Origin of the sequence: Mesorhizobium sp. BR1-1-16, assembly GCF_020165495.1 — a bacterium.
In the GTDB taxonomy this organism is placed as follows: domain Bacteria; phylum Pseudomonadota; class Alphaproteobacteria; order Rhizobiales; family Kaistiaceae; genus Kaistia.
The window spans coordinates 1-20,474 of sequence record NZ_JAIUIE010000014.1; the positions used below are offsets into that span (position 1 = coordinate 1).

The window sequence follows — 20,474 nt, forward strand, 5'->3', positions numbered from 1 at the left end:
TAAAGCCGCCCTAGGGGCGGCCGTCGGCGCGTGTCCGCCGACGGCCGGACGCATTGGTTGCGTCTGATCGCGTTCTGGTCGGGCGTTCGGGCCCGCCATTTGAGGAGACTGCCACTGTGAGCGAGACTGGCCTTCGCAACCCTTCCTTCGGTGCCGACGCCTTCGGCTTGAAGTGGCTGTCGGCGCTCTATTGGAACGATGGCGCGCCAGCTCTCTATGAACAGTCGCTGCGCCGGGGCGAGGGCATCATCACCGCGGATGGTGCGCTCTCGGTCGAGACAGGCAGTCATACCGGCCGCTCGCCGCAGGACAAGTTCATCGTCCGCGATGCCCTCACCGAGGATCAGGTCTGGTGGGACAGCAACAAGGCGCTGTCGCGGGCGCATTTCGATCGCCTGCATGAGGACATGCTGGCCCATGCCGCCAATCGGGAGCTGTTCGCGCAGGATCTCCACGCCGGCGCCGATCCTTCCGAGCAGGTCAATGTCCGGGTCTTCACCGAGAAGGCCTGGCACTCGCTGTTCATCCGCAACCTCCTGATCCGGCCCGAGGCGAAGGCGCTGCAGGGTTTCGTGCCGAAGCTGACCATCCTGGACATGCCGAGCTTCAAGGCGAGCGCGGACCGCCATGGCGCCCGCACAGAGACCATGATCGCCTGTGATTTCACGCGCGGCATCGTGCTCATCGCTGGCACGTCCTATGCCGGCGAAATGAAGAAGGCGGTGTTCACCTATCTGAACTTCACGCTGCCGGCCAAGGGCGTCATGCCCATGCATTGCTCGGCCAATGTCGGACCCGAAGGCGATACGGCGGTCTTTTTCGGCCTTTCAGGGACCGGCAAGACCACGCTCTCAGCAGATCCCGGCCGCACGCTGATCGGCGATGACGAGCATGGCTGGGGCGAGGCCGGCATCTTCAATTTCGAAGGCGGCTGCTACGCCAAGACGATCAAGCTCTCGGCCGAGGCCGAGCCGGAGATATTCTCGACGACCAAGCGCTTCGGCACCGTGCTGGAGAACGTCGCCATCGATCCGGTGACACGGTTGCCGGATTTCGACGATGCGTCGAAGACCGAGAACACCCGCGCCGCCTATCCGCTCGATTTCATCTCGAATGCGAGCGCGACCGGTTGCGCCGGTCATCCGAAGGCCATCGTCATGCTGACGGCCGACGCTTTCGGGGTCATGCCACCGATCGCGAGACTGACGCCGGCACAGGCGATGTATCACTTCCTCTCCGGCTACACCGCCAAGGTCGCCGGCACCGAGAAGGGTGTCACCGAACCGCAGGCGACGTTCTCGACCTGCTTCGGCGCCCCGTTCATGCCGCGCCATCCGGCGGAGTACGGCAATCTACTGCGCCACCTGATCGCCGAACACGGTGTCACCTGCTGGCTGGTCAATACCGGCTGGACCGGCGGCGCCTATGGTACTGGCCGCCGCATGCCGATCAAGGCGACCCGAACGCTGCTGACCGCAGCGCTCGACGGCTCGCTGGCGGATGCTCGCTTCTACACCGACCGCAATTTCGGCTTCCAGGTCCCGACCGACGTCGCCGGCGTCGAGCCGCATCTTCTGCATCCGCGCAAGACCTGGCAGGACAAGGCCGGCTACGACGCGCAGGCGGCCAAGCTCGTCGGCATGTTCGTCAAGAACTTCGCGAAGTTCGAAAGCCACGTCGAGAAGGACGTGGTTGACGCCGCCCCGGGGATGGTGGCGTAGAAGTCAATTCTATGTCGCCAATGAGAATGATCACTTGCAGATGGAGGCCCGGCGGGTGACGCCGGGCCTCCATTGAGCGTTATGCGGCGTTCTCAAGATTTGCCGGATACCAAACGGGATCACGCGATGATCCCTTCATCAACTCAATGCCGTGCTCACAATCAGCACGACGTTTGTAGCTTTCGCTGCTCACAGCGATGGTGCGTCCGTTAACAGCGGCATAACTCCACCGCCATTCGCCAACATTGTCCTTGTACAACCAGTATGAAGGATATGTTCGATCGGCCATTTTTTCGTCCTTGATGCGACGCTGGGCTTGACCTATCGGAGCCGAAGGATTCATGATCCCCGTGTTGGAGCCCCTGCCCGCGCCCAGCATCTGTGCTGCACGGGTTGGTATCTTGGAAGCCGCCGGTCTGATCACCGGCGGCTTCGCCGATTCCGCAGTCCCTTTCATGAAGAATGCAGATCAGACTCGAGTCAAGCACGAATCTACATATAGTGGCAAAGCTTGCCGTAAGGCGATATGTGGTGCTCGCCCCAAGAATTTCGTTGACTTATCTCGGCAATGGAGTCCTTCGCCGAGTCGCATAAGGAAAAAAAGCCCGGCGATCGCTCGCCGGGCTTTCTTCGTTTGACGGGCTTGAGCCGGCCGTTTACTCGGCGACGGTCTCGGCCTTTTCTTCCTTGATTTCCTGCCCGGTCGTCTGGTCGACGACCTTCATCGACAGGCGGACCTTGCCGCGCTCGTCGAAGCCGAGCAGCTTGACCCAGACCTTGTCGCCTTCCTTGACAACGTCCTGCGTCTTGGCGACGCGCTGGTTGGAAAGCTGCGAGATGTGGACGAGGCCGTCGCGGGCGCCGAAGAAGTTGACGAAGGCGCCGAAATCGACGGCCTTCACAACGGTGCCCTGATAGATCGCGTTCACTTCCGGCTCAGCGGCGATGCCCTTGATCCAGTTGAGCGCTGCCGTGATCGCCTTGGCGTCGGTCGAGGCAACCTTGACGGTGCCGTCGTCCGAGATGTCGATCTTGGCGCCGGTCTTTTCGACGATCTCGCGGATCACCTTGCCGCCCGACCCGATCACTTCGCGGATCTTGTCGGTCGGGATCTGGATCACTTCGATGCGCGGTGCATGCTCGCCGAGCGACGGGCGGGCTGATGTCAGCGCCTTGGCCATCTCGTCAAGGATATGCGCACGGCCGCCCTTGGCCTGGTCGAGGGCGACCTTCATGATCTCCTCGGTGATGCCGGCGATCTTGATGTCCATCTGCAGCGAGGTCACGCCTTCGGCGGTACCGGCCACCTTGAAGTCCATGTCGCCGAGATGATCCTCGTCACCGAGGATGTCGGAGAGCACCGCGAAGCGCTCGCCCTCGAGGATGAGGCCCATGGCGATGCCCGCCACCGGACGCTTCAGCGGAACGCCGGCGTCCATCAGCGAAAGTGACGTGCCGCACACGGTTGCCATCGACGAGGAGCCGTTCGACTCGGTGATCTCCGAGACGACGCGGATCGTGTAGGGGAACTCGTGGTGCTTCGGCAGGATCGGGCGAACGGCGCGCCAGGCGAGCTTGCCATGGCCGATTTCGCGGCGGCCGGGCGAACCCATGCGGCCGGTCTCACCGACCGAATAGGGCGGGAAGTTGTAGTGCAGCAGGAAGGTTTCCTTGTAGGTGCCTTCCAGCGCGTCGATGAACTGCTCGTCATCGCCCGTGCCGAGCGTCGCGACCACCAGAGCCTGCGTCTCGCCGCGGGTGAACAGCGCCGAACCATGGGCGCGCGGCAGGATGCCGACCTGCGAGACGATCGGACGGACCGTCTTCAGGTCGCGACCGTCGATGCGGCTGCCGGTGTCCAGGATGTTCCAGCGAACGATCTTCGCCTGCAGTTCCTTGAAGACGGCGCCGATCTTCTCCTTGTCGAAGCGCGGCTCCTGCCCTTCCGGGAAGAAGTGGGCCATCACCTTCGCCTTGACGGCGTCGACGGCGGCGTAGCGGTCCTGCTTGACCGTGTTCTTGTAGGCGTCACGCAGCTCGTTCTCGGCGATGCCGAGCATCTCGGTCTCGATGGCCGAGAGATCCGGTGCCTGGAAAGCGCGCGGCTCCTTGGCGGCCTTCTCGGCGAGCTGGATGATCGCGTCGATGACCGGCTGGAAGCCGGCATGACCGAACATCACGGCGCCGAGCATCGTGTCTTCCGAAAGCTCCTGGGCCTCGGACTCGACCATCAGCACGGCGTCGGTGGTGCCGGCGACGACGAGGTCGAGCTTCGAGTCAGCGGCCTGCTCGAGCAGCGGATTGAGCACGAAGGCGCCGTCGATCAGGCCAACGCGCGCACCACCGACCGGGCCGTAGAACGGCACGCCCGAAAGCGTCAGCGCTGCCGAGGCGGCAACCATCGCGACGATGTCGGGATCGTTCTCGAGGTCATGGCTGAGCACGGTGGCGACGACCTGCGTCTCGCAGCGGAAGCCTTCCGCGAAGAGCGGGCGGATCGGACGGTCGATGAGACGCGAAGTCAGCGTCTCTTTCTCCGACGGACGGCCTTCGCGCTTGAAGAAGCCGCCGGGGATCTTGCCGGCTGCGAAGGTCTTTTCCTGATAATTGACCGTCAGGGGGAAGAAATCGATACCGGGCTTCGGCTGCTTGGCGGCGACGACAGTCGCCAGCACGCTGGTCTCGCCATAGGTGGCGAGGACGGCGCCGTCGGCCTGGCGGGCAATCTTGCCGGTCTCGAGCACGAGCGGGCGTCCGGCCCATTCGATCTCGACACGTTGAATGTCGAACATGGCAGTTCCTTTCCGCCGCGGATGCGTCGGAGGAGCCATGGACAAGACGGCGGGAGGCTCTCGGCGCTGCACAGGCAGCAAAAGCATCCGGCGATCCTGCCATGGCTCGGGCGTACAACCGCGAGCACATCAGCGCGGCGACCCCATGCCGCCGCGCGCTAGTTTGCGTCTTCGGGGACGGGCGTCAGCCCGACCCGCTCAGCGACGCAGGCCGAGACGCTCGATCAGGCTCTTGTAGCGCTGCTCGTCGATCTTCTTGACATAGTCGAGAAGGCTGCGGCGCTGGCTCACCATCTTGAGCAGACCGCGCCGGGAATGGTTATCCTTGGCATGGCCCTTGAAATGCTCGGTCAGGTTGGCAATCCGCTCCGACAGAACGGCAACCTGCACTTCCGGCGAACCCGTATCGTTCGGGCCCGTCGCATATTCACTGATCAGTTCCTGCTTGCGAGCAGCGGTGATCGACATCGGGGATCCTTTCGAGAGTGACTGGACCGGGCGACATGCCCGGCCGGATCGGTTCCGGAATGATCCGGAACCCTTGCCTGGATGTGGTCGGCCGGTGCCGGGATGTCGTCCAGCACGGTCGCCGCTCCATAGGGCTTCGCCCTGAAGACCGTTCGACCTTCAGGGCGCGGGCGACATATGCCCGAAGATCGTCACCAAGACCAGCGGAAAGTTTCGGCGGCGGCCCTATGCGGCCAGCGCCTTCTCGATCTCGGCAACCGTCATGCCCGTCAGGTCCTTGGCGATCTCCTGGCGGACGAGCCCGGCCGTCTCCTTCGAAATCGCCTTGCGCAGGGTGCCGAGCACCAGCGGCGACGCGACGATGACGAGCGAGGCGAGGGCGCCGGCCCTCGTATCGGCGTCAAGCCGCTCCGCGATCGACGCGGCGAAGCGCTCCTTGCCGAGACGGTGCCAGTCCGTCTGTTCCATGCCGCTCTGGCCGTGCGGCGAACCATTGCCGCCGGCCGCGCTGATGGCACGGCCGGGCTGGTCGGTTCCCTGCTCGCGGGTCGGCGGGTTGTCATTCTCGAGCACCGTCTCGATGTCGAGGCGATAGCCACCGCCTTGCCCGCTATTGCGCAGGAACAACGCCTTGGCGCCATCGGCGACGAGGACAAGATGCGTCGGACGATCGGATTTGATGGTCATTTCGTTCTCCTTGACGAAGAAGGAACGACCCGCGTCCAGCCGAGGTTCCGCTATTCGCCGACGAAGACGCGCAGCGGCTGGAAGCTGCCCTGTTCGACCGAGCCAATCGCCACCAATGATCCAGCCTGTGTCGCGAACACGGTTTCGCCGGCGAGCGGCGCGTCCCGGCCGCGCAGGATGAAGGGTTGGCCATTGCGCAGCCGCGCCGCTTCCGCTTCGCCGATGCGGATTTCGCGAAGATCGGATAGCGCTGTCTCGACCGGCGCCAGCATGGCGTCCGCCTGATCAAAGCCGCCCTCCGCCTGCGCCTCGCGCAACGTGTCGAGCTTCACCATGGAGGCTTCGTCGAAGGGTCCGACGAGCAAGCGGCGCAGATTGGCGACATGGCCGCGCGTGCCGAGCAGCCGGCCCATATCGCGCGCCAGCGCCCGCACATAGGTGCCCTTGCCGCATTCGGCAGCGAAGATGGCGGTGTTGTCGTCCGGCATGTCGACGAGATCGAGCCGGTGCACTTCGATCGGGCGCGGCTCCAGCTGAACGTCCTCACCGTCCCGGGCGAGATCATAGGCGCGCTCGCCGTCGATCTTGATCGCCGAGAAGGCAGGCGGCACCTGCATGATCGTGCCGATGAACTCGGGCAGCACCGCTTCGATCGCGGCGCGCGAGGGGCGGAGATCAGACTGCGCGACCACGGCGCCCTCGGCGTCATCGGTCGTGGTTTCCTCGCCCCAGCGGACGGTGAAGCCATAGATCTTGCGCCCGTCCATCACATAGGGGACGGTCTTGGTTGCCTCGCCGAGGGCAATCGGCAGGAGACCGGTGGCAAGCGGATCGAGCGTGCCGGCATGACCGGCCTTCTGCGCGCCGAAGATGCGCTTCACGACCGAGACGGCTTGCGTCGAGGTCATGCCGAGCGGCTTGTCGAGGATCAGCCAGCCGGAAATCGGCCGGCCCTTCTTCTGGCGCTGGCCCATGATGTCTTTCCTGTTGGCTTGTTAGTCGCGCGCGTCGTCCGGTCCGTCCTCGTCCTCGTCCGCATCGGGCGAGGGCGTCACGACATCGTGCCGGACGATCGGATCGGTGCGCAGCAGGGCGTCGATCTTGGATCCCTCTTCAAAAGAGGTGTCGACGCGAAAGCGTAGATCCGGCGCAAATTTCATGTTGATGCGATGCGCGACCTCGCCGCGCAGATATTTGCGATGGCGATCGAGCGCGGCCACGACGCCGTCGAGATTCTGGCCGCCGAGCGGCATGACATAGGCCGTCGCGATCTTGAGGTCGGGCGAAAGCCGCACCTCGGGAACGGTCACCACGACGCGTTCGAGATCCGGTTCGCGCAGGTCGCCGCGCGTCAGGATTTCCGCGAGCGCGTGACGCACCAGTTCGCCGACGCGCAGCTGGCGCTGACCGGGCGTTCCGATCTTCTTGCCGTTGGCAGCAGTCCTTGCCATGGGAAGTCTCCTTCTCGATGCCGCAACATGGGCATCCGCCGGGTTCGGACCGGCCTCTTCTCATATCGGATGATTGTATTGCGTCCGCATCGTCCACCGCGACAGCGGGCAATGCCGAGGCCTTCCCGCGATTGAACGCGGGGCGTCAGAAGGGAGGGCTTTCCCGCTCCCGGAGGGGAGCGGGAAAGCCAATCGCTTGTCAGGTCAGAGCGACCGCTTGATCTCTTCGACCCGGTAGCACTCGATGACGTCGCCGGCGCGCATGTCTTCGTATCTCTCGAAGGCCATGCCGCATTCCTGGCCCGCCGGCACTTCCTTGACTTCGTCCTTGAAGCGCTTGAGCGTCGAGAGCTTGCCCTCGTGGATAACGACGTTCTCGCGGATGAGGCGAACATTCGCCCCGCGCTCGACCGTGCCGTCGGTGACGCGGCAGCCTGCGACCTTGCCGACCTTGGTGATGTGGAAGATCTCGAGGATCTCCGCATTGCCGAGCATCGTCTCGCGCCGCTCGGGCGTGAGAAGTCCGGACATCGCCTGTTTCACGTCGTCGACGAGATCGTAGATCACGTTGTAATAGCGGATCTCGATGCCGTCGCGCTCCGAGACGTCGCGCGCCTGCTTGTTGGCACGCACGTTGAAGCCGATGATCGCGGCATTCGAGGCCGCGGCCAGCGTGACGTCGGACTCGGTGATGCCGCCGACGCCGGAATGAATGATCCGGGCCACGACTTCCGAGGTGCCGAGCGCGTCCAGCGCGCCGATGATGGCCTCGACCGAACCCTGCACGTCACCCTTGATGACGAGCGGGAACTCCTTGAGGCCGGCGCTCTGGCGCTGGCTCATCATTTCCGCGAGCGAACCGCGCGCCGTCGTCTGACGGGCAACGGACTTCTCGCGCTTCTGACGAGCACGGTAATCAGCGATCTCGCGGGCACGGGCCTCGCTCTCGACCACGGCGAAGCGGTCGCCCGCCTCGGGTGCGGCCTGGAAGCCGAGAACCTCGACCGGCATCGAAGGCGGCGCCTCCGAGACCGTCTGGCCCTGATCATTGATCAGCGCGCGCACACGTCCCCATTCGGAGCCGGCCACGACGATATCGCCGGGATGCAGCGTTCCGCCCTGGACGAGCACGGTCGCGACCGGGCCACGGCCGCGATCGAGCTTCGCCTCGATGACGACGCCGTCGGCAACGCGCCGCGGATCGGCCTTGAGATCGAGCACTTCCGACTGCAGCAGGATCGTCTCGAGCAGACGGTCGAGATTGGCGCCGGTCTTGGCCGAAACCTCGACATCCAGCGTCTCGCCGCCCATCGTTTCGACGAACACCTCGTGCTGAAGCAGTTCGGTGCGCACCCGCGTCGGATCGGCGTCGGGCTTGTCCATCTTGTTGATGGCGACGATCACCGGAACCTTGGCGGCGCGGGCGTGATTGATGGCCTCGATCGTCTGCGGCATGACGCCGTCATCCGCCGCCACCACCAGAACGACGATATCCGTCGCACGGGCACCGCGCTGACGCATCGCGGTGAACGCGGCGTGGCCAGGCGTATCGATGAAGGTGATCTTCTGGCCGTTCTGCTCGACCTGATAGGCGCCGATATGCTGCGTGATTCCGCCCGACTCGCCAGAAACGACGTTGGTCTTGCGGATCGCATCCAGCAGCGAGGTCTTGCCGTGGTCGACATGGCCCATGATCGTGACGACAGGCGGGCGCGAAATCTGCTCGGCCTCGGCATCCTGCCGGTCGAACAGGCCCTCCTCGACGTCCGATTCGGCAACGCGGCGCACCGTGTGGCCCATGTCCTCGGCGATCAGCTGCGCCATGTCGGCGTCGATCACGTCGGTGGCCTTGAGGAGCTGGCCCTGCTTCATAAGGAACTTGATGACGTCGACGGCGCGCTCCGCCATGCGGTTGGCAAGATCGCCAATGCTGATCGTCTCGGGAAGGATCACTTCACGCGAGATTTTCTCGCGCGGACCCTGCGCCATGAGACGAGCACGCTCACGCTCGCGGCGGCGGCGGACCGATGCCAGCGAACGCTCGCGCTCGGAATCGTCGAGCGCGTTCGACAGCGTCAGACGGCCACGCGGCTTGGCGTCTTCCTTCTTGACCGGCTTCGGGTCGATCGTCTTCGGACGCTTGGCCGTCGAAGGACGCAGGCCGCCGGAGCGACCCTCTTCCTCGTCGGCGCGTGCCGGCGTGCGGGCAGCCCCCGGGGCCGCCGTACGGGCGGCGGGCTTCTCGGAAGCGCCAGGCGCACGTTCACCAGCCGGAACGGCCGGAGCGCGCGGCGCCTCGTCGCCAAGGCGGCGGCGGGCTGCTTCCTCGGCGCGTTCCTTCACGGCCGCTTCTGCGGCCTTGCGGATATCTTCCTCGGCCTGGCGCTTGGCGGCTTCCTCACGCTCCTTGGCGAGGCGAGCCTCCTCGATGACGCGACGCTTCGCATCTTCCTCGGCCTGACGACGCTCTTCCGCATCGCGGACGCGGGCATCGGCCAAGGCGCGGGCACGGGCGTCGAGCTCGTCGGTCGAGAGCTGGCGCAGGACCATACCGGAGCGCTGCGGCTGGGACCGCGACGGCTGCGACGGCGCGGCGGGCGTCGGCCTTGCCTGCGTATTGGACTGGATCGTGCGCGTCTGCGACACCGGCGGTGCGGCCGGTCGCGGTGGTGCGGCCGGGCTGGCGGCAACCGGCGCGGGGGCCGGCTCGCTCTTGCCCGGAATCAGCACGCGCTTCTTCTTCTCCACGACGACGGTATTGGTGCGCCCGTGTGAGAAACTCTGCCTGACGGTGCCGCGCTCGAGGTCACGGCCCTTAAGGCTCAGCGTCTTCTTCGCGCCGCCAACATCCTTGTCGCCGCTATTGCTCGTATCGTTCATTCGGTCTTCTGTCCTGCGGGTCTAGCGCCCTTTCACGGCGCGGTCTTCTCGGGCACTTCCGGCGGTTCGATCTCGCGGCCGTCGTCGCCAATGCCAACGGGCCCGTCTTCCCCCAGAAAACGGGCGAGCGCGGCGACACGCTCAATAACATTTTCGCTCGCCCGGCCCGCGAGCAGTGCAGCATGTATCACATTTGACCGGCCCAATGCCAAATCCAATTGTTCGGATCGGAAGATACGAATAACGGGAACTGCATCAGTGCGTCCGAAGCGGCGCTTCAGCGCCGCCGCGATCTTCGTCCGGCCGTCATCGGCCGCCTCATTTGCCTGCACGATCGCAGCAAGCTGCTCCCGTGCGATCGCTGTCTCGACCTTGGTGAAGCCGGTGACGACTTCGCCCGCCTTCCGCGCGAAGGACAGGGCCTGCACGGCGCCATCCTCGAGCAGCAGGCCGACGCGATCGGCCAGACCGGGCTCGACCGTGACAGCGGTCTTGAACCCCTTGGCGAACAACCGCTTCTTTTCGGCCGCCGCCACCATTTCCTTGCGCGCCGTCACCCAGACGCCGCGGCCCGGCAAGCGCCGCCGCAAATCGGGAACCACCCGGCCCTCGGGATCGAGGACAAAGCGGATCAACTGGTCCGATGGCATCGCCAGCCGCGAAACAACGCAACTGCGGACCGTCGGCTCGCTACGGCGCGGCATGATGATCTGCCCGCGACCCGAGCTTCGCTCAGGCCTCGGTCTCCTCGACACCCGCCGCCTCGGCTTCGGTCGCGGCGGACGCCTCGATTTCTGCCTCGGCTTCGTCTTCCGTGATCCAGCCCGCTTTGACACGTGCCGTCATGATCATGCGCTCTGCATCGCCGCGCGTCAGTCCGAACTTGTCGAGCAAGCCCCCATGGCGCTTGGTCTCGCCTTCGTTGCGCTCGGCCCAGCCTACGAGATCGTCCGGCACGTAACCGGCGAAATCTTCCATCGTCTTGATGCCGTCCTTGCCGAGCGCAACCAGCATCGAGCTGGTCATCCCGGCAAGTTCCTTCAATTCGTCGGCGACGCCGAGCACCTTGCGCTCTTCGTCATGCTCGGCCTCGATCCTGTCGAGATAGTCGCGTGCGCGCTGCTGCAGCTCGGCGGCCGTCTCTTCGTCGAAGCCCTCGATCGAAGCCAGTTCGTCCTGCTCGACGAAGGCGATTTCCTCAAGCGAGGCAAAACCTTCGGAAGCCAACAGCTGGCCGACAACCTCGTCGGCATCCAGCGCGGTGTTGAACAGGGTCGAACGCTCCTGGAATTCCTTCTGGCGGCGCTCGGACTCTTCCTGCTCCGTGAGGATGTCGATGTCCCAGCCTGTCAGCTGCGAGGCTAGGCGAACATTCTGTCCGCGACGGCCGATCGCAAGAGACAATTGGTCATCGGGAACCACGACTTCAATACGCTCGGCCTCTTCATCGAGCACAACCTTGGCGACTTCGGCCGGCTGCAGCGCATTGACGATGAAGGTTGCCGGGTCGGCAGACCACGGAATGATGTCGATCTTCTCGCCCTGCAGCTCGTTCACCACCGCCTGGACACGGCTGCCGCGCATGCCGACGCAGGCGCCGACCGGGTCGATCGATGAATCGCGCGAGATGACGGCGAGCTTGGCACGGGAGCCGGGGTCGCGCGCCACCGACTTCACCTCGATGATGCCATCATAGATTTCCGGCACTTCCTGGGCGAACAGCTTCGCCATGAACTGCGGATGCGTGCGCGACAGGAAGATCTGCGGCCCGCGCTGCTCGCGGCGAACGTCATAGACGTAAGAGCGAATCCGATCGCCATAGCGGAACGTCTCGCGCGGGATCAGTTCGTCGCGACGAACGATGCCCTCGCCACGACCGAGATCGACGATGACATTGCCGTATTCGACGCGCTTGACCGAACCGTTGACGATCTCGCCGATACGGTCCTTGTATTCGTCGAACTGGCGGTCGCGCTCGGCCTCGCGCACCTTCTGCACGATGACCTGCTTGGCCGACTGGGCAGCGATGCGTCCGAAATCCATCGGCGGCAGCGCTTCGGCGATATAGTCACCAACGCGGGCAGCGGGATTCTGGTCGGTCGCAACCTCGAGCGAGACCTCGACGGCCGGGTTTTCGACGGTCTCGACGACCTGCAGCAGGCGCTGCAGCCGGATCTCGCCGGTCTTCGGATTGATCTCGGCGCGAACATCCGTCTCGGAGCCATAGCGCGAGCGGGCCGCCTTCTGAATGGCGTCCTCCATCGCGGCAATGACGATCTGCCGGTCGATCACCTTCTCGCGGGCGACCGCATCGGCGATCTGCAAGAGTTCGAGGCGGTTGGCGCTGACTGCCATCGTCCTGTCTCCGTTACTCTTTTGAACGATCCCCGCGCCGTCAGGCGTCGGACGACTCGTCTATGATGTCGTCAATGTCGGAGTCCTCGCTGCCCGAAAGGGCCGCGTGGTCCCGAAGCGTGTCGTCAATAAGCGCGTCGGTCAGGACGAGCTTGGCATCGCCGATCGCGGCGAGCGGTATCTGTATCCGGTCCGGCGCGCCGGCCGGCGCGTCCTCGAGTTTGAGCCCCGTTGCCTCGCCCTCGACGCCGAGCAGCGTGCCGCGGAAGCGGCGCCGACCGTCGACCGGCAGGCTGGTCTCGATCTTGGCGATATGGCCGGACCAGCGCTCGAAATCCGAGCGGCGAACAAGCGGGCGGTCGATCCCGGGCGAGGAGACCTCGAGATGATAGGCCTCGGTGATCGGGTCTTCGACATCGAGTGCCGGCGAGATGTTGCGGCTGATCTGCTCGCAATCGTCGACCGTCATGGTGCCGTCAGGCCGCTCTGCCATCACCTGTAGCGTCATGCCGTTACGGCGCGAGGTCTTGACCCGCACGAGGCGATAACCGAGATCGGCGACGATCGGCTCGATGATCGCGGCGACACGCGCGTCGACGCCGGTCTCGACGACGATGCGGGGTTCGATGGCGGCGGTGGCGGGATCGGCCAAGGCAATCCGTCCGAAGGTTTGATCAGCCCGGCATGCGCCAGGCCGCAAAGGAACTCGCACGATCGGCCAAGAAGTCTTGCGAGCGGGCCCCGGGGGTCCACTCTCCAACGAACCGATCGTTTGAGATGAATGAAAGGCGTATAGGCCGATGGGCCGGCAATTGCAAGCGGCGTCGCCATGTCGGCTGCCCTGCCGCCGCGATGCTCCGTTGCAGGCGCGCCACCGGCTGGAATTATTTCAACTTCAGCAACGCTCATCAATACATTGCTAAGCAGGATCTTCGCAGTCTCGGTCCGTTCGATCCACGAACCTCTCCGGTGTTGCGTATCATGAAATCCATCGCCCTGCGTTTTGCCGCCTTTCTCATTCTGACGGCGGCGAGCACGTCGCTGCTCGCGCTGCCTTATCTCGTCGGTCCCTGAGATCTCGCGCCCCTTCGCGATGGGGGTCGCCGAGGGGCGCGGTCATCTTGAAGTCTGGATTTCGGTGGGTTGCGCCTGCGCCCCCGCATCCGCGCGCTGCCGGATCGGCCATAGCGCCTGATCGAAACGCCGTTATCGCCGGCGAAAGGTCAGGTAGGCGCCGCGGCGGCCTTCGCGGATTGCTTTTTGCTCATAGCGCGTGCCCGGCCAGCCAGGGAATGGCATCCGCCAGTCATCGGCGTCTTCCGCCGTCCATTCGAACTGCGGATCGGCCGCCACCGCGATCAGCGTCCAGTCGACATAAGACGGGATGTCGGACGCGAAGCGGAACAGTCCGCCCGGCTGCAGCACGCGGGCGATGCGCTGAAGATTGGCGGTGGAAACAAAGCGACGCTTCCAGTGGCGGCGCTTGTGCCAGGGGTCCGGATAGAGCAGGTCGACGACCGAGAGGCTCGCCGGCGGCAGCCAGTCGAGCAGCTCGGCCGCATCGCGGTCGAACAGGCGTAGATTGCCCGGCCTGCCGGCGTCGATCGCCGCCGCCGCCTTGGCCATGCCGTTGACGAAGGGCTCAGCGCCGATGCGGCCGGTGGCGGGCTCGGTGGCCGCGCGGTGCAGCAGATGCTCGCCGCCGCCGAAGCCGATCTCGAGCGCAACGTCCTCGACGGCAGCATCGAACAGACGGCAAAGATCATCGGGCGCCGCCGCAGCCGTGTCGACGCGCAAGGCATCGAGCACGCGCGTCAGCGTATCCGCCTGGGTGGCACGCAGGGCATGGCCCTTGCGACGGCCATAGAACGAATCGCGGCGGGATGCCGCGCCGGTTTCGCTCAAAGCAGTTTCAGCAACGTGTCCGAGAGATCGGTCTTCTCCCAGGAGAAGCCGCCGTCCTCTTCCGGCGCGCGGCCGAAATGTCCATAGGACGACGTGCGCGCATAGATCGGGCGGTTAAGCTTCAGATGCTCGCGGATGCCGCGCGGCGAGAGGTCCATCGCCTTGGACAGCGCGGCCTCGACGGCAGACTCCGAGACCTTGCCCGTGCCATGCAGGTCGACATAGATCGACAGCGGCTGCGAGACGCCGATGGCGTAGGAGATCTGGATCGTGCAGCGCTCGGCCGCGCCCGAGGCGACGACATTCTTCGCCAGGTAACGGGCGGCATAAGCCGCGGAGCGGTCAACCTTGGTCGGGTCCTTGCCGGAGAACGCACCGCCGCCATGCGGCGCCGCGCCACCATAGGTGTCGACGATGATCTTGCGGCCGGTCAGGCCGGCGTCACCATCGGGGCCGCCGATGACGAACTTGCCGGTCGGATTGACGTGCCAGATGGTCGACGGCGTGATCCAGCCGGCCGGCAGCGCTTCGTTGATATAGGGCTCGACGATCGAGCGGACGTCGTTCGACGAAAGGTTCTCGTCGAGATGCTGCGTCGAGAGCACGATCTGGGTGACTTCGACCGGCTTGCCGTCTTCATAGCGCACGGTGACCTGACTCTTGGCGTCCGGGCCGAGCGCATGCGTCTCTTTCGAGCGGCGCGCTTCCGACAGGCGCTTCAGAATGCGGTGGGCGTAAAAGATCGGCGCGGGCATCAATTCCGGCGTTTCGGTGCAGGCATAGCCGAACATGATGCCCTGATCGCCGGCACCCTCGTCCTTGTTGCCAGCAGCGTCGACGCCGACGGCGATGTCGACCGACTGCGCATGCAGGTGCACGTCGATCTCCGCGGTCTCCCAGTGGAAGCCGTCCTGCTCATAGCCGATATCGCGAATGGCCAGGCGGGCAACGTGGGAGATCAGGTCGCGCGTGATCGTGGCGGGGCCGCGCGTCTCGCCGGCGATCACGACGCGGTTGGTGGTCGCGAGCGTCTCGCATGCGACGCGCAGATGGCTCGGGTCCCAGCCCTGCTCCGGCCCCAGACGGAAGAACGTATCCACCACCTCATCGGAGATCCGGTCACAAACCTTGTCAGGGTGGCCCTCGGAGACCGACTCGCTGGTAAAGAGATACGACGTCCTCGACACTATTACCCCCGCGCTTGGTGAGATGAGCAGGCGACCTGCAGAATTCCGAACAAGGTATTATTCGGATCGAGGGGCCGGTCAAGCCGCGATGGGCGCGACTCACCATCTCGGCGGTCTCTTGAAAAATCGTTCTGAAAAAGACCGTCGCCTGGGGCGATCAGTCCGGAACTTCCTCGCCGGCAACTGCGCGCACGAGATCGACGATCTTGCGGCGAATCTTGGCATCCTTGATTCGCACGAAGGCACGGTTGAGTTGCAATCCTTCGGCGCTCGACAGGAAGTCGGTCACGAAGGCAGCCGGCCGTCCTTCTTCGAAACCGGCGTCCGAGGGCGTTCCCGGCGCGTCCTCGAAGAAGAACGAGACCGGAACCTGCAGGACAGACGAGATGTGCTGGAGTCGGCTGGCGCCAATCCTGTTGGTGCCCTTTTCGTATTTCTGAATCTGCTGGAACGTGATTCCAAGACTCTCGCCAAGCTTTTCCTGGCTCATGTTCTGCATCATGCGACGCAGTCGGACACGCCCGCCCACGTGTACATCGATGGGATTAGGGACTTTCTTAATAACCATCGAAAGCTCTCTTTCCGAAACAGCGCAGGGCTACGATGGGCTTGGTCTTTGCCATGCCCCCGCAATAAAAGATCCATCATGATTGGACGGTAATATCCCGGCGCCATCCACCCGGCCCACGCTGCCAAAATGGAGTGCAATGCGGAGCGTGTCAATTCCGGGTTTTAGCTGGAGTGAAACCCGCAAGTGTGGCCAACAAGAAGCCAAAGAAAACCGCAACCGCGAAAGGCAAATCTCCGAAACGTTCATAGGGTGTCGATGCGAGCGCTTCGGGAAGCGGCCCGTCGACTACGCCCTCGTTTTCCAGCGCCAGCGCGGCAATAATGCGGCCGTACGGATCGACGATCGCGGAAATGCCGGTATTGGCTGCGCGCGCGAGCGGCAGTCCCTCCTCGACGGCGCGGACGACAGCTTGCTGCAGATGCTGATGCGGGCCCGGCGTATTACCGAACCAGCCGTCATTGGTGACATTCACCAGCCATCGGGGCCGGAGGCGACGATCCGTCGCGGCCCCGGGGAAGATGATTTCGTAGCAGATCAGCGGGCCGAAGGATGGCGCGCCTTCGACTGGAAGCGTCCGAAGCCGGCGGCCAGCATCGAAACCACCCGGCAACGCCACCATTTCATGCAGGCCCAGGCGCGACAGCAGCCCATCGAACGGCAGATATTCGCCGAACGGCACCAGATGTACCTTGTCATAGGCATCGCGGATGACGCCGTCATCGCCGATGACATAAATGCTGTTGAAGACGCGCCCTGCCGCGTCCGGGTCCGCGCCTGGCTCACTCCGCGCGGCGCCGGTGATGAGCGTCGTGCCCTTCGGCAACATCGCGCCGATGGCCGCCAATGCGTTGGGCTGGTCGGTCAGGAAGAAGGGCAGCGCCGTTTCCGGCCAGATGAGGATCGAGAAGGGCGAAGCGCCGTCTTCTGTCATGCCCTGGCTGCTGAGCGAGAGATAGCGCTGCAGCACGGCGCTGTCGCGGCCCGGTGACCACTTCTCGTCCTGCGCCAGCACAGGCTGCACAAGCCGCAGCTTGACCCCCGGAACCATGGGCTCGTCGGAAAGAGCAAGCCGCGCTGCGCCATAGCCGAGATCGCCGAGAAAGAGAGCGAGGATCACGAGAAAGGCGATGCGTCGGCCCGCTCCACCGGTCCGCTCGCCAATCAGCAGCACCGGCGCCATGAAGACGAGGAAGGCGAGCAGCGTCATGCCCCACAGCCCGACAAGCGCTGCGCCCTGCATCATCAGCGGCATCGGCATCAGCGTGTAGCCAAAGGCGTTCCACGGAAAGCCTGTAAGGATATGCCCGCGCAGCCATTCGGCCACCGCAAGGACGACGGCCAGAAGCACGACGCGCCTCCAGCCTTCCGGCCAGACGATGCGGGCAAGAGCGGTGGCAAGGCCCCAGAACAAGGCAAGGCCAGCCGGCAGCAACAGAACGGCGAAGGGCATCAGGAAGACGACGCCGGCGCCTGATTCCGCCAGGAAGGCCGCACCGATCCACCAGAGTCCGCCGAGGAAATAGCCAAATCCGAACATCCAGCCGGTTCGGAAGGCCGGGACGAGCCGGCGCACCGCGCCCGCGCCAGGCGGCGACGTTGCGCCGTCCAGCAGGAGAACGAGCACCGGCATCGTCAGGAAGAGGATCGGGAACAGCCCGAACGGCGGCAGCGCCAGAGCCGAGAGCGCCCCGGCGCCGACGGCGATCAGCGCGCGCCGCCATCCCCACGAAAGGAGGACGGCATCGGCGAGCGCGGAGAGCCCTGCGCGGCGGGGGCGCGATCTCGAAATGGCGTGGCTCGCGAATCAGGGTCTAGGGACGGTGGGAAGCCTCGCGGCCCCCCGCCCGAGGGTCAAGCCGCCGCTGCGTTCTCGCGGCTGACTCGCAGCCGTCTCACGCGGCGCTGGTCGGATTCGAGGATCTCGAAGGCAAGACCGTCTGGCAACGCGATCCGCTCGCCGGCCTGTGGAATCCGCCCGAGCAGCGTGAACACCAGCCCGCCGATCGTATCGACATCGTCATGGCCGTCGCCAAGCCCGAGTTCCATTCCGAGTGCGGCCTCGAGATCCTCCAGATCGGCGCGCGCGTCGGCGAGGAAGGTGCCGTCCGGCTCGGGGGTGATCAGCGGTGCCTCGTCCTCGTCATGCTCGTCCTCGATCTCGCCGAACACGATCTCGACCACGTCCTCGAGCGAGACCAGCCCGTCGGTGCCGCCATATTCGTCGATGACGACGGCCATCTGCACATGGCTTGCCTGCATCGTGGAGAGCAGGGTCGCCGCCGGCATGGAGGGCGGGACGAACAGAACGCTGCGGATGATCTCGGTATCGGCGAGCTTCAGCGACAGGTCGACTTTGGCGAAGTCGATGTCGCCATTGGCCATCGCCGCGCCGGTGATGAGGTCCATCAGGTCCTTGATATGGACCATACCGACCGGATCATCGAGCGATTCGCGATAGGCCGGCATGCGGGAGTGGCCGGATTCGCGGAAGGCGCCGATGACGGCGCCGAGCGTCATGTCGACGTCGAGGGCGAGGATATCGGCGCGCGGCACCATCACGTCGTCGACGCGGACGTCGCGCAGCCGGAGGATGTTGCGCAGCATCAGCCGCTCTTCGGCGGTGAAGGCGGTCGTGGCGTCGTCGCCTTCGAGCGCTTCCTCCATCTCCTCGCGCAGCGAGCCGCTCGGCTTGAAGCCGACGGCGTGCCGCAGCCGGTCGAACCAGCTTTCCGATGGTTTCTCCCCCTCGCGCGAGTCCGGCGCGAAGGCGGAGATACTTGGAGGTTCCTGGGCGTTTTCGGCGCCCGTGCCGGGCGTGTCTGTGTCAGTCATCGGTCCAGATGTCAGTGTGAGGCGCGCTGCCCCGATACTCAAAGGGCGCGCTCGGCATAGGGGTCGGCAATTCCGAGCCTGCCGAGAATGGCCGTTTCCAGCGCTTCCATGCGTTCGGCTTCCACGTCCTCTATGTGATCATGCCCGAACAGGTGAAGCAAGCCATGGACGAGAAGATGGGTCAGGTGGTCGTCAAATGAAATCCCCTCGGCCTCGGCCTCGCTGGCGACCGTCTCCGCGGCGACGACAATGTCGCCAAGCAGCGGCCCAAAGCGGCCGCGTCCGGGCGGGCTGCCGGGGAAGGACAGCACGTTGGTCGCCTTGTCCTTCTGCCGCCAGGCGTCGTTCAGCTCCCGGATATGGGCATCGTCGGTGAAGACCACCGAGAGTTCCGAGCCTTCGATGGCGTCGAGCCGCCCTTCCGCGAAGCTCGCCTCGACGGCGCGGGCGAGCAGTGCGGCGAGGACATCCTCGGCCGGCCAGGACCCGGCCTCAACCATGAGGTCGATCGCGATCGGCAGGACCGATGGACTCCGCGTTTCCGGGGAGGCCTTCACGGGCCGCTCCCGTGACGCGGCGGACGCGGCATTTGCTGCGCCGTCTTCGGTGCGCTGTCATAGGCGCGCACGATCCGCCCGACCAGCGGATGGCGCACGACATCGACATCGGTGAAGCGGATCTGCACGATGCCCTGCACATCGCGCAGGAGATCCGCCGCTTCGGCGAGACCGGAAACCTGGCCGGCGGGAAGATCGACCTGCGTCGGGTCGCCGGTGATGATCATGCGCGAGCCCTCGCCGAGGCGGGTCAGGAACATCTTCATCTGCATCGACGTCGTGTTCTGCGCCTCGTCGAGAATGACGACGGCGTTGGCCAGCGTGCGGCCGCGCATGAAGGCGAGCGGCGCCACCTCGATCATGCCCGAGGTCAGCCCGCGCTCGACCTTGTCGGGCGGCATCATGTCGTAAAGCGCGTCATAAAGCGGGCGAAGATAGGGATCGACCTTCTCCTTCATGTCGCCCGGCAGGAAGCCGAGTCGCTCGCCGGCCTCGACCGCGGGCCGCGACAGGATCAGCCGCGAGACATCGCCACGCTCGATCAGCGCTGCGGCATAAGCCACGGCGAGATAGGTCTTGCCGGTACCCGCCGGACCGATGCCGAACACCATCTCGGCGCGATCCATCGCGCGGATATAGGCGTCCTGCGCCGGATTGCGGGCCATGATCGTGCGGCGGCGCGTCGAGATCTGCGCCATCGCGAGCCGGCCCTTTGGCTCAAGGCTCGGCAGGGTCAGCTGTTCGTCGGCGGTCTCGGCCATGCGCACGGCGCCCTCGACATCGGCCGGGCCGATCTCGTGGCCCTGCTGCAGGCGGAGATAGAGGAGATCGAGCGCGAGCCGCGCCTGCGCGCAGGCTTCCGGCCGTCCGCGGATCGTCAGCTGGTTGCCGCGGGCGACCGCCTCGATGCCGAGGCGCTTCTCGAGGATGGCAAGGTTCTGGTCGAACTGGCCGAACAATTCGCTTGCCAGGCGGTTGTCGTCGAAACCGACGACGACATGGGCAAGATCGGAGGCGTGCGACATTTCGGAAACCCGGCCGGCGGGCGGGCCCCCCGGTGTTGTCGAG

At 65.1% G+C, this 20,474-nt stretch carries 18 protein-coding genes; 1 reads left to right on the forward strand and 17 read right to left on the reverse strand.

Annotated elements, in window-relative coordinates; translation table 11 throughout:
• Window positions 1-116: 116 nt before the first annotated feature.
• Window positions 117-1,721 carry a phosphoenolpyruvate carboxykinase gene (locus tag LB518_RS21465; RefSeq protein ID WP_224579868.1) on the forward strand — a complete coding sequence of 535 codons (1,605 nt, stop codon included), beginning with the start codon at window positions 117-119 and terminating at the stop codon, window positions 1,719-1,721.
• 79 nt (window positions 1,722-1,800) lie between these two features.
• Here the strand turns inward: LB518_RS21465 and LB518_RS24910 are convergent, their stop codons facing one another.
• The 17 genes from LB518_RS24910 to LB518_RS21550 form a co-directional block, all read right to left on the reverse strand.
• The gene (locus LB518_RS24910) at window positions 1,801-2,178 is read right to left on the reverse strand and encodes a YegP family protein (RefSeq protein ID WP_502845865.1); all 378 of its coding nucleotides are present in this window, start codon (window positions 2,176-2,178) and stop codon (window positions 1,801-1,803) included.
• A gap of 199 nt (window positions 2,179-2,377) precedes the next feature.
• Window positions 2,378-4,513: a polyribonucleotide nucleotidyltransferase gene (pnp, locus tag LB518_RS21475; RefSeq protein WP_224579869.1), complete on the reverse strand. Its 2,136-nt coding sequence runs from the start codon at window positions 4,511-4,513 to the stop codon at window positions 2,378-2,380.
• A 198-nt stretch (window positions 4,514-4,711) separates the two neighbouring features.
• A complete protein-coding gene (gene rpsO / locus LB518_RS21480) occupies window positions 4,712-4,981 on the reverse strand; it encodes a 30S ribosomal protein S15 (protein WP_224579870.1) in 270 nt (89 codons plus the stop codon).
• Between the two features lie 225 nt (window positions 4,982-5,206).
• A complete protein-coding gene (locus tag LB518_RS21485; protein WP_224579871.1) occupies window positions 5,207-5,668 on the reverse strand; it encodes a baeRF12 domain-containing protein in 462 nt (153 codons plus the stop codon).
• A 50-nt stretch (window positions 5,669-5,718) separates the two neighbouring features.
• Window positions 5,719-6,642 (reverse strand): tRNA pseudouridine(55) synthase TruB, encoded by a 924-nt coding sequence (gene truB, locus LB518_RS21490; protein ID WP_224579872.1) that lies wholly within the window; start codon window positions 6,640-6,642, stop codon window positions 5,719-5,721.
• A gap of 21 nt (window positions 6,643-6,663) precedes the next feature.
• The gene (gene rbfA, locus LB518_RS21495; RefSeq protein WP_224579873.1) at window positions 6,664-7,119 is read right to left on the reverse strand and encodes a 30S ribosome-binding factor RbfA; all 456 of its coding nucleotides are present in this window, start codon (window positions 7,117-7,119) and stop codon (window positions 6,664-6,666) included.
• Between the two features lie 204 nt (window positions 7,120-7,323).
• The gene (gene infB / locus LB518_RS21500; RefSeq protein ID WP_224579874.1) at window positions 7,324-9,999 is read right to left on the reverse strand and encodes a translation initiation factor IF-2; all 2,676 of its coding nucleotides are present in this window, start codon (window positions 9,997-9,999) and stop codon (window positions 7,324-7,326) included.
• Window positions 10,000-10,031: 32 nt separating this feature from the next.
• Complete coding sequence (locus tag LB518_RS21505; RefSeq protein ID WP_224579875.1) at window positions 10,032-10,703, reverse strand: RNA-binding protein; 672 nt, start codon at window positions 10,701-10,703, stop codon at window positions 10,032-10,034.
• Between the two features lie 28 nt (window positions 10,704-10,731).
• The gene (gene nusA, locus LB518_RS21510) at window positions 10,732-12,354 is read right to left on the reverse strand and encodes a transcription termination factor NusA (RefSeq protein ID WP_224579876.1); all 1,623 of its coding nucleotides are present in this window, start codon (window positions 12,352-12,354) and stop codon (window positions 10,732-10,734) included.
• Window positions 12,355-12,394: 40 nt separating this feature from the next.
• The gene (gene rimP / locus LB518_RS21515; protein WP_224579877.1) at window positions 12,395-13,006 is read right to left on the reverse strand and encodes a ribosome maturation factor RimP; all 612 of its coding nucleotides are present in this window, start codon (window positions 13,004-13,006) and stop codon (window positions 12,395-12,397) included.
• A 554-nt stretch (window positions 13,007-13,560) separates the two neighbouring features.
• Window positions 13,561-14,259, reverse strand: a complete 699-nt coding sequence (trmB, locus tag LB518_RS21520; RefSeq protein ID WP_224579878.1) for a tRNA (guanine(46)-N(7))-methyltransferase TrmB — start codon at window positions 14,257-14,259, stop codon at window positions 13,561-13,563.
• The gene (gene metK / locus LB518_RS21525) at window positions 14,256-15,446 is read right to left on the reverse strand and encodes a methionine adenosyltransferase (RefSeq protein WP_224579879.1); all 1,191 of its coding nucleotides are present in this window, start codon (window positions 15,444-15,446) and stop codon (window positions 14,256-14,258) included. The genes trmB and metK overlap by 4 nt, the downstream gene beginning before the upstream one ends.
• A gap of 157 nt (window positions 15,447-15,603) precedes the next feature.
• Window positions 15,604-16,014 (reverse strand): helix-turn-helix domain-containing protein, encoded by a 411-nt coding sequence (locus LB518_RS21530; protein ID WP_224579880.1) that lies wholly within the window; start codon window positions 16,012-16,014, stop codon window positions 15,604-15,606.
• Between the two features lie 151 nt (window positions 16,015-16,165).
• On the reverse strand, window positions 16,166-17,806 hold the full coding sequence (lnt, locus tag LB518_RS21535) for an apolipoprotein N-acyltransferase (protein WP_224579959.1): 1,641 nt from the start codon (window positions 17,804-17,806) through the stop codon (window positions 16,166-16,168).
• Between the two features lie 62 nt (window positions 17,807-17,868).
• Window positions 17,869-18,849, reverse strand: a complete 981-nt coding sequence (locus tag LB518_RS21540) for a hemolysin family protein (protein WP_224579881.1) — start codon at window positions 18,847-18,849, stop codon at window positions 17,869-17,871.
• Between the two features lie 38 nt (window positions 18,850-18,887).
• Entirely contained in the window at window positions 18,888-19,349 is a 462-nt protein-coding gene (ybeY, locus tag LB518_RS21545) for an rRNA maturation RNase YbeY (protein ID WP_224579960.1), read from the reverse strand.
• Window positions 19,350-19,402: 53 nt separating this feature from the next.
• Complete coding sequence (locus LB518_RS21550; protein ID WP_224579882.1) at window positions 19,403-20,431, reverse strand: PhoH family protein; 1,029 nt, start codon at window positions 20,429-20,431, stop codon at window positions 19,403-19,405.
• Window positions 20,432-20,474 lie beyond the last annotated feature (43 nt).

Coding starts and splice junctions, on each gene's coding strand:
- LB518_RS21530 (WP_224579880.1), bottom strand. CDS start 16,014: ATGGTTATTAAGAAAGTCCCTAATCCCATCGATGTACACGTGGGCGGG.
- LB518_RS21550 (WP_224579882.1), bottom strand. CDS start 20,431: ATGTCGCACGCCTCCGATCTTGCCCATGTCGTCGTCGGTTTCGACGAC.
- rpsO (WP_224579870.1), bottom strand. CDS start 4,981: ATGTCGATCACCGCTGCTCGCAAGCAGGAACTGATCAGTGAATATGCG.
- LB518_RS21540 (WP_224579881.1), bottom strand. CDS start 18,849: ATGACTGACACAGACACGCCCGGCACGGGCGCCGAAAACGCCCAGGAA.
- LB518_RS21485 (WP_224579871.1), bottom strand. CDS start 5,668: ATGACCATCAAATCCGATCGTCCGACGCATCTTGTCCTCGTCGCCGAT.
- pnp (WP_224579869.1), bottom strand. CDS start 4,513: ATGTTCGACATTCAACGTGTCGAGATCGAATGGGCCGGACGCCCGCTC.
- nusA (WP_224579876.1), bottom strand. CDS start 12,354: ATGGCAGTCAGCGCCAACCGCCTCGAACTCTTGCAGATCGCCGATGCG.
- rbfA (WP_224579873.1), bottom strand. CDS start 7,119: ATGGCAAGGACTGCTGCCAACGGCAAGAAGATCGGAACGCCCGGTCAG.
- truB (WP_224579872.1), bottom strand. CDS start 6,642: ATGGGCCAGCGCCAGAAGAAGGGCCGGCCGATTTCCGGCTGGCTGATC.
- LB518_RS21505 (WP_224579875.1), bottom strand. CDS start 10,703: ATGCCGCGCCGTAGCGAGCCGACGGTCCGCAGTTGCGTTGTTTCGCGG.
- ybeY (WP_224579960.1), bottom strand. CDS start 19,349: ATGGTTGAGGCCGGGTCCTGGCCGGCCGAGGATGTCCTCGCCGCACTG.
- infB (WP_224579874.1), bottom strand. CDS start 9,999: ATGAACGATACGAGCAATAGCGGCGACAAGGATGTTGGCGGCGCGAAG.
- LB518_RS24910 (WP_502845865.1), bottom strand. CDS start 2,178: ATGAAAGGGACTGCGGAATCGGCGAAGCCGCCGGTGATCAGACCGGCG.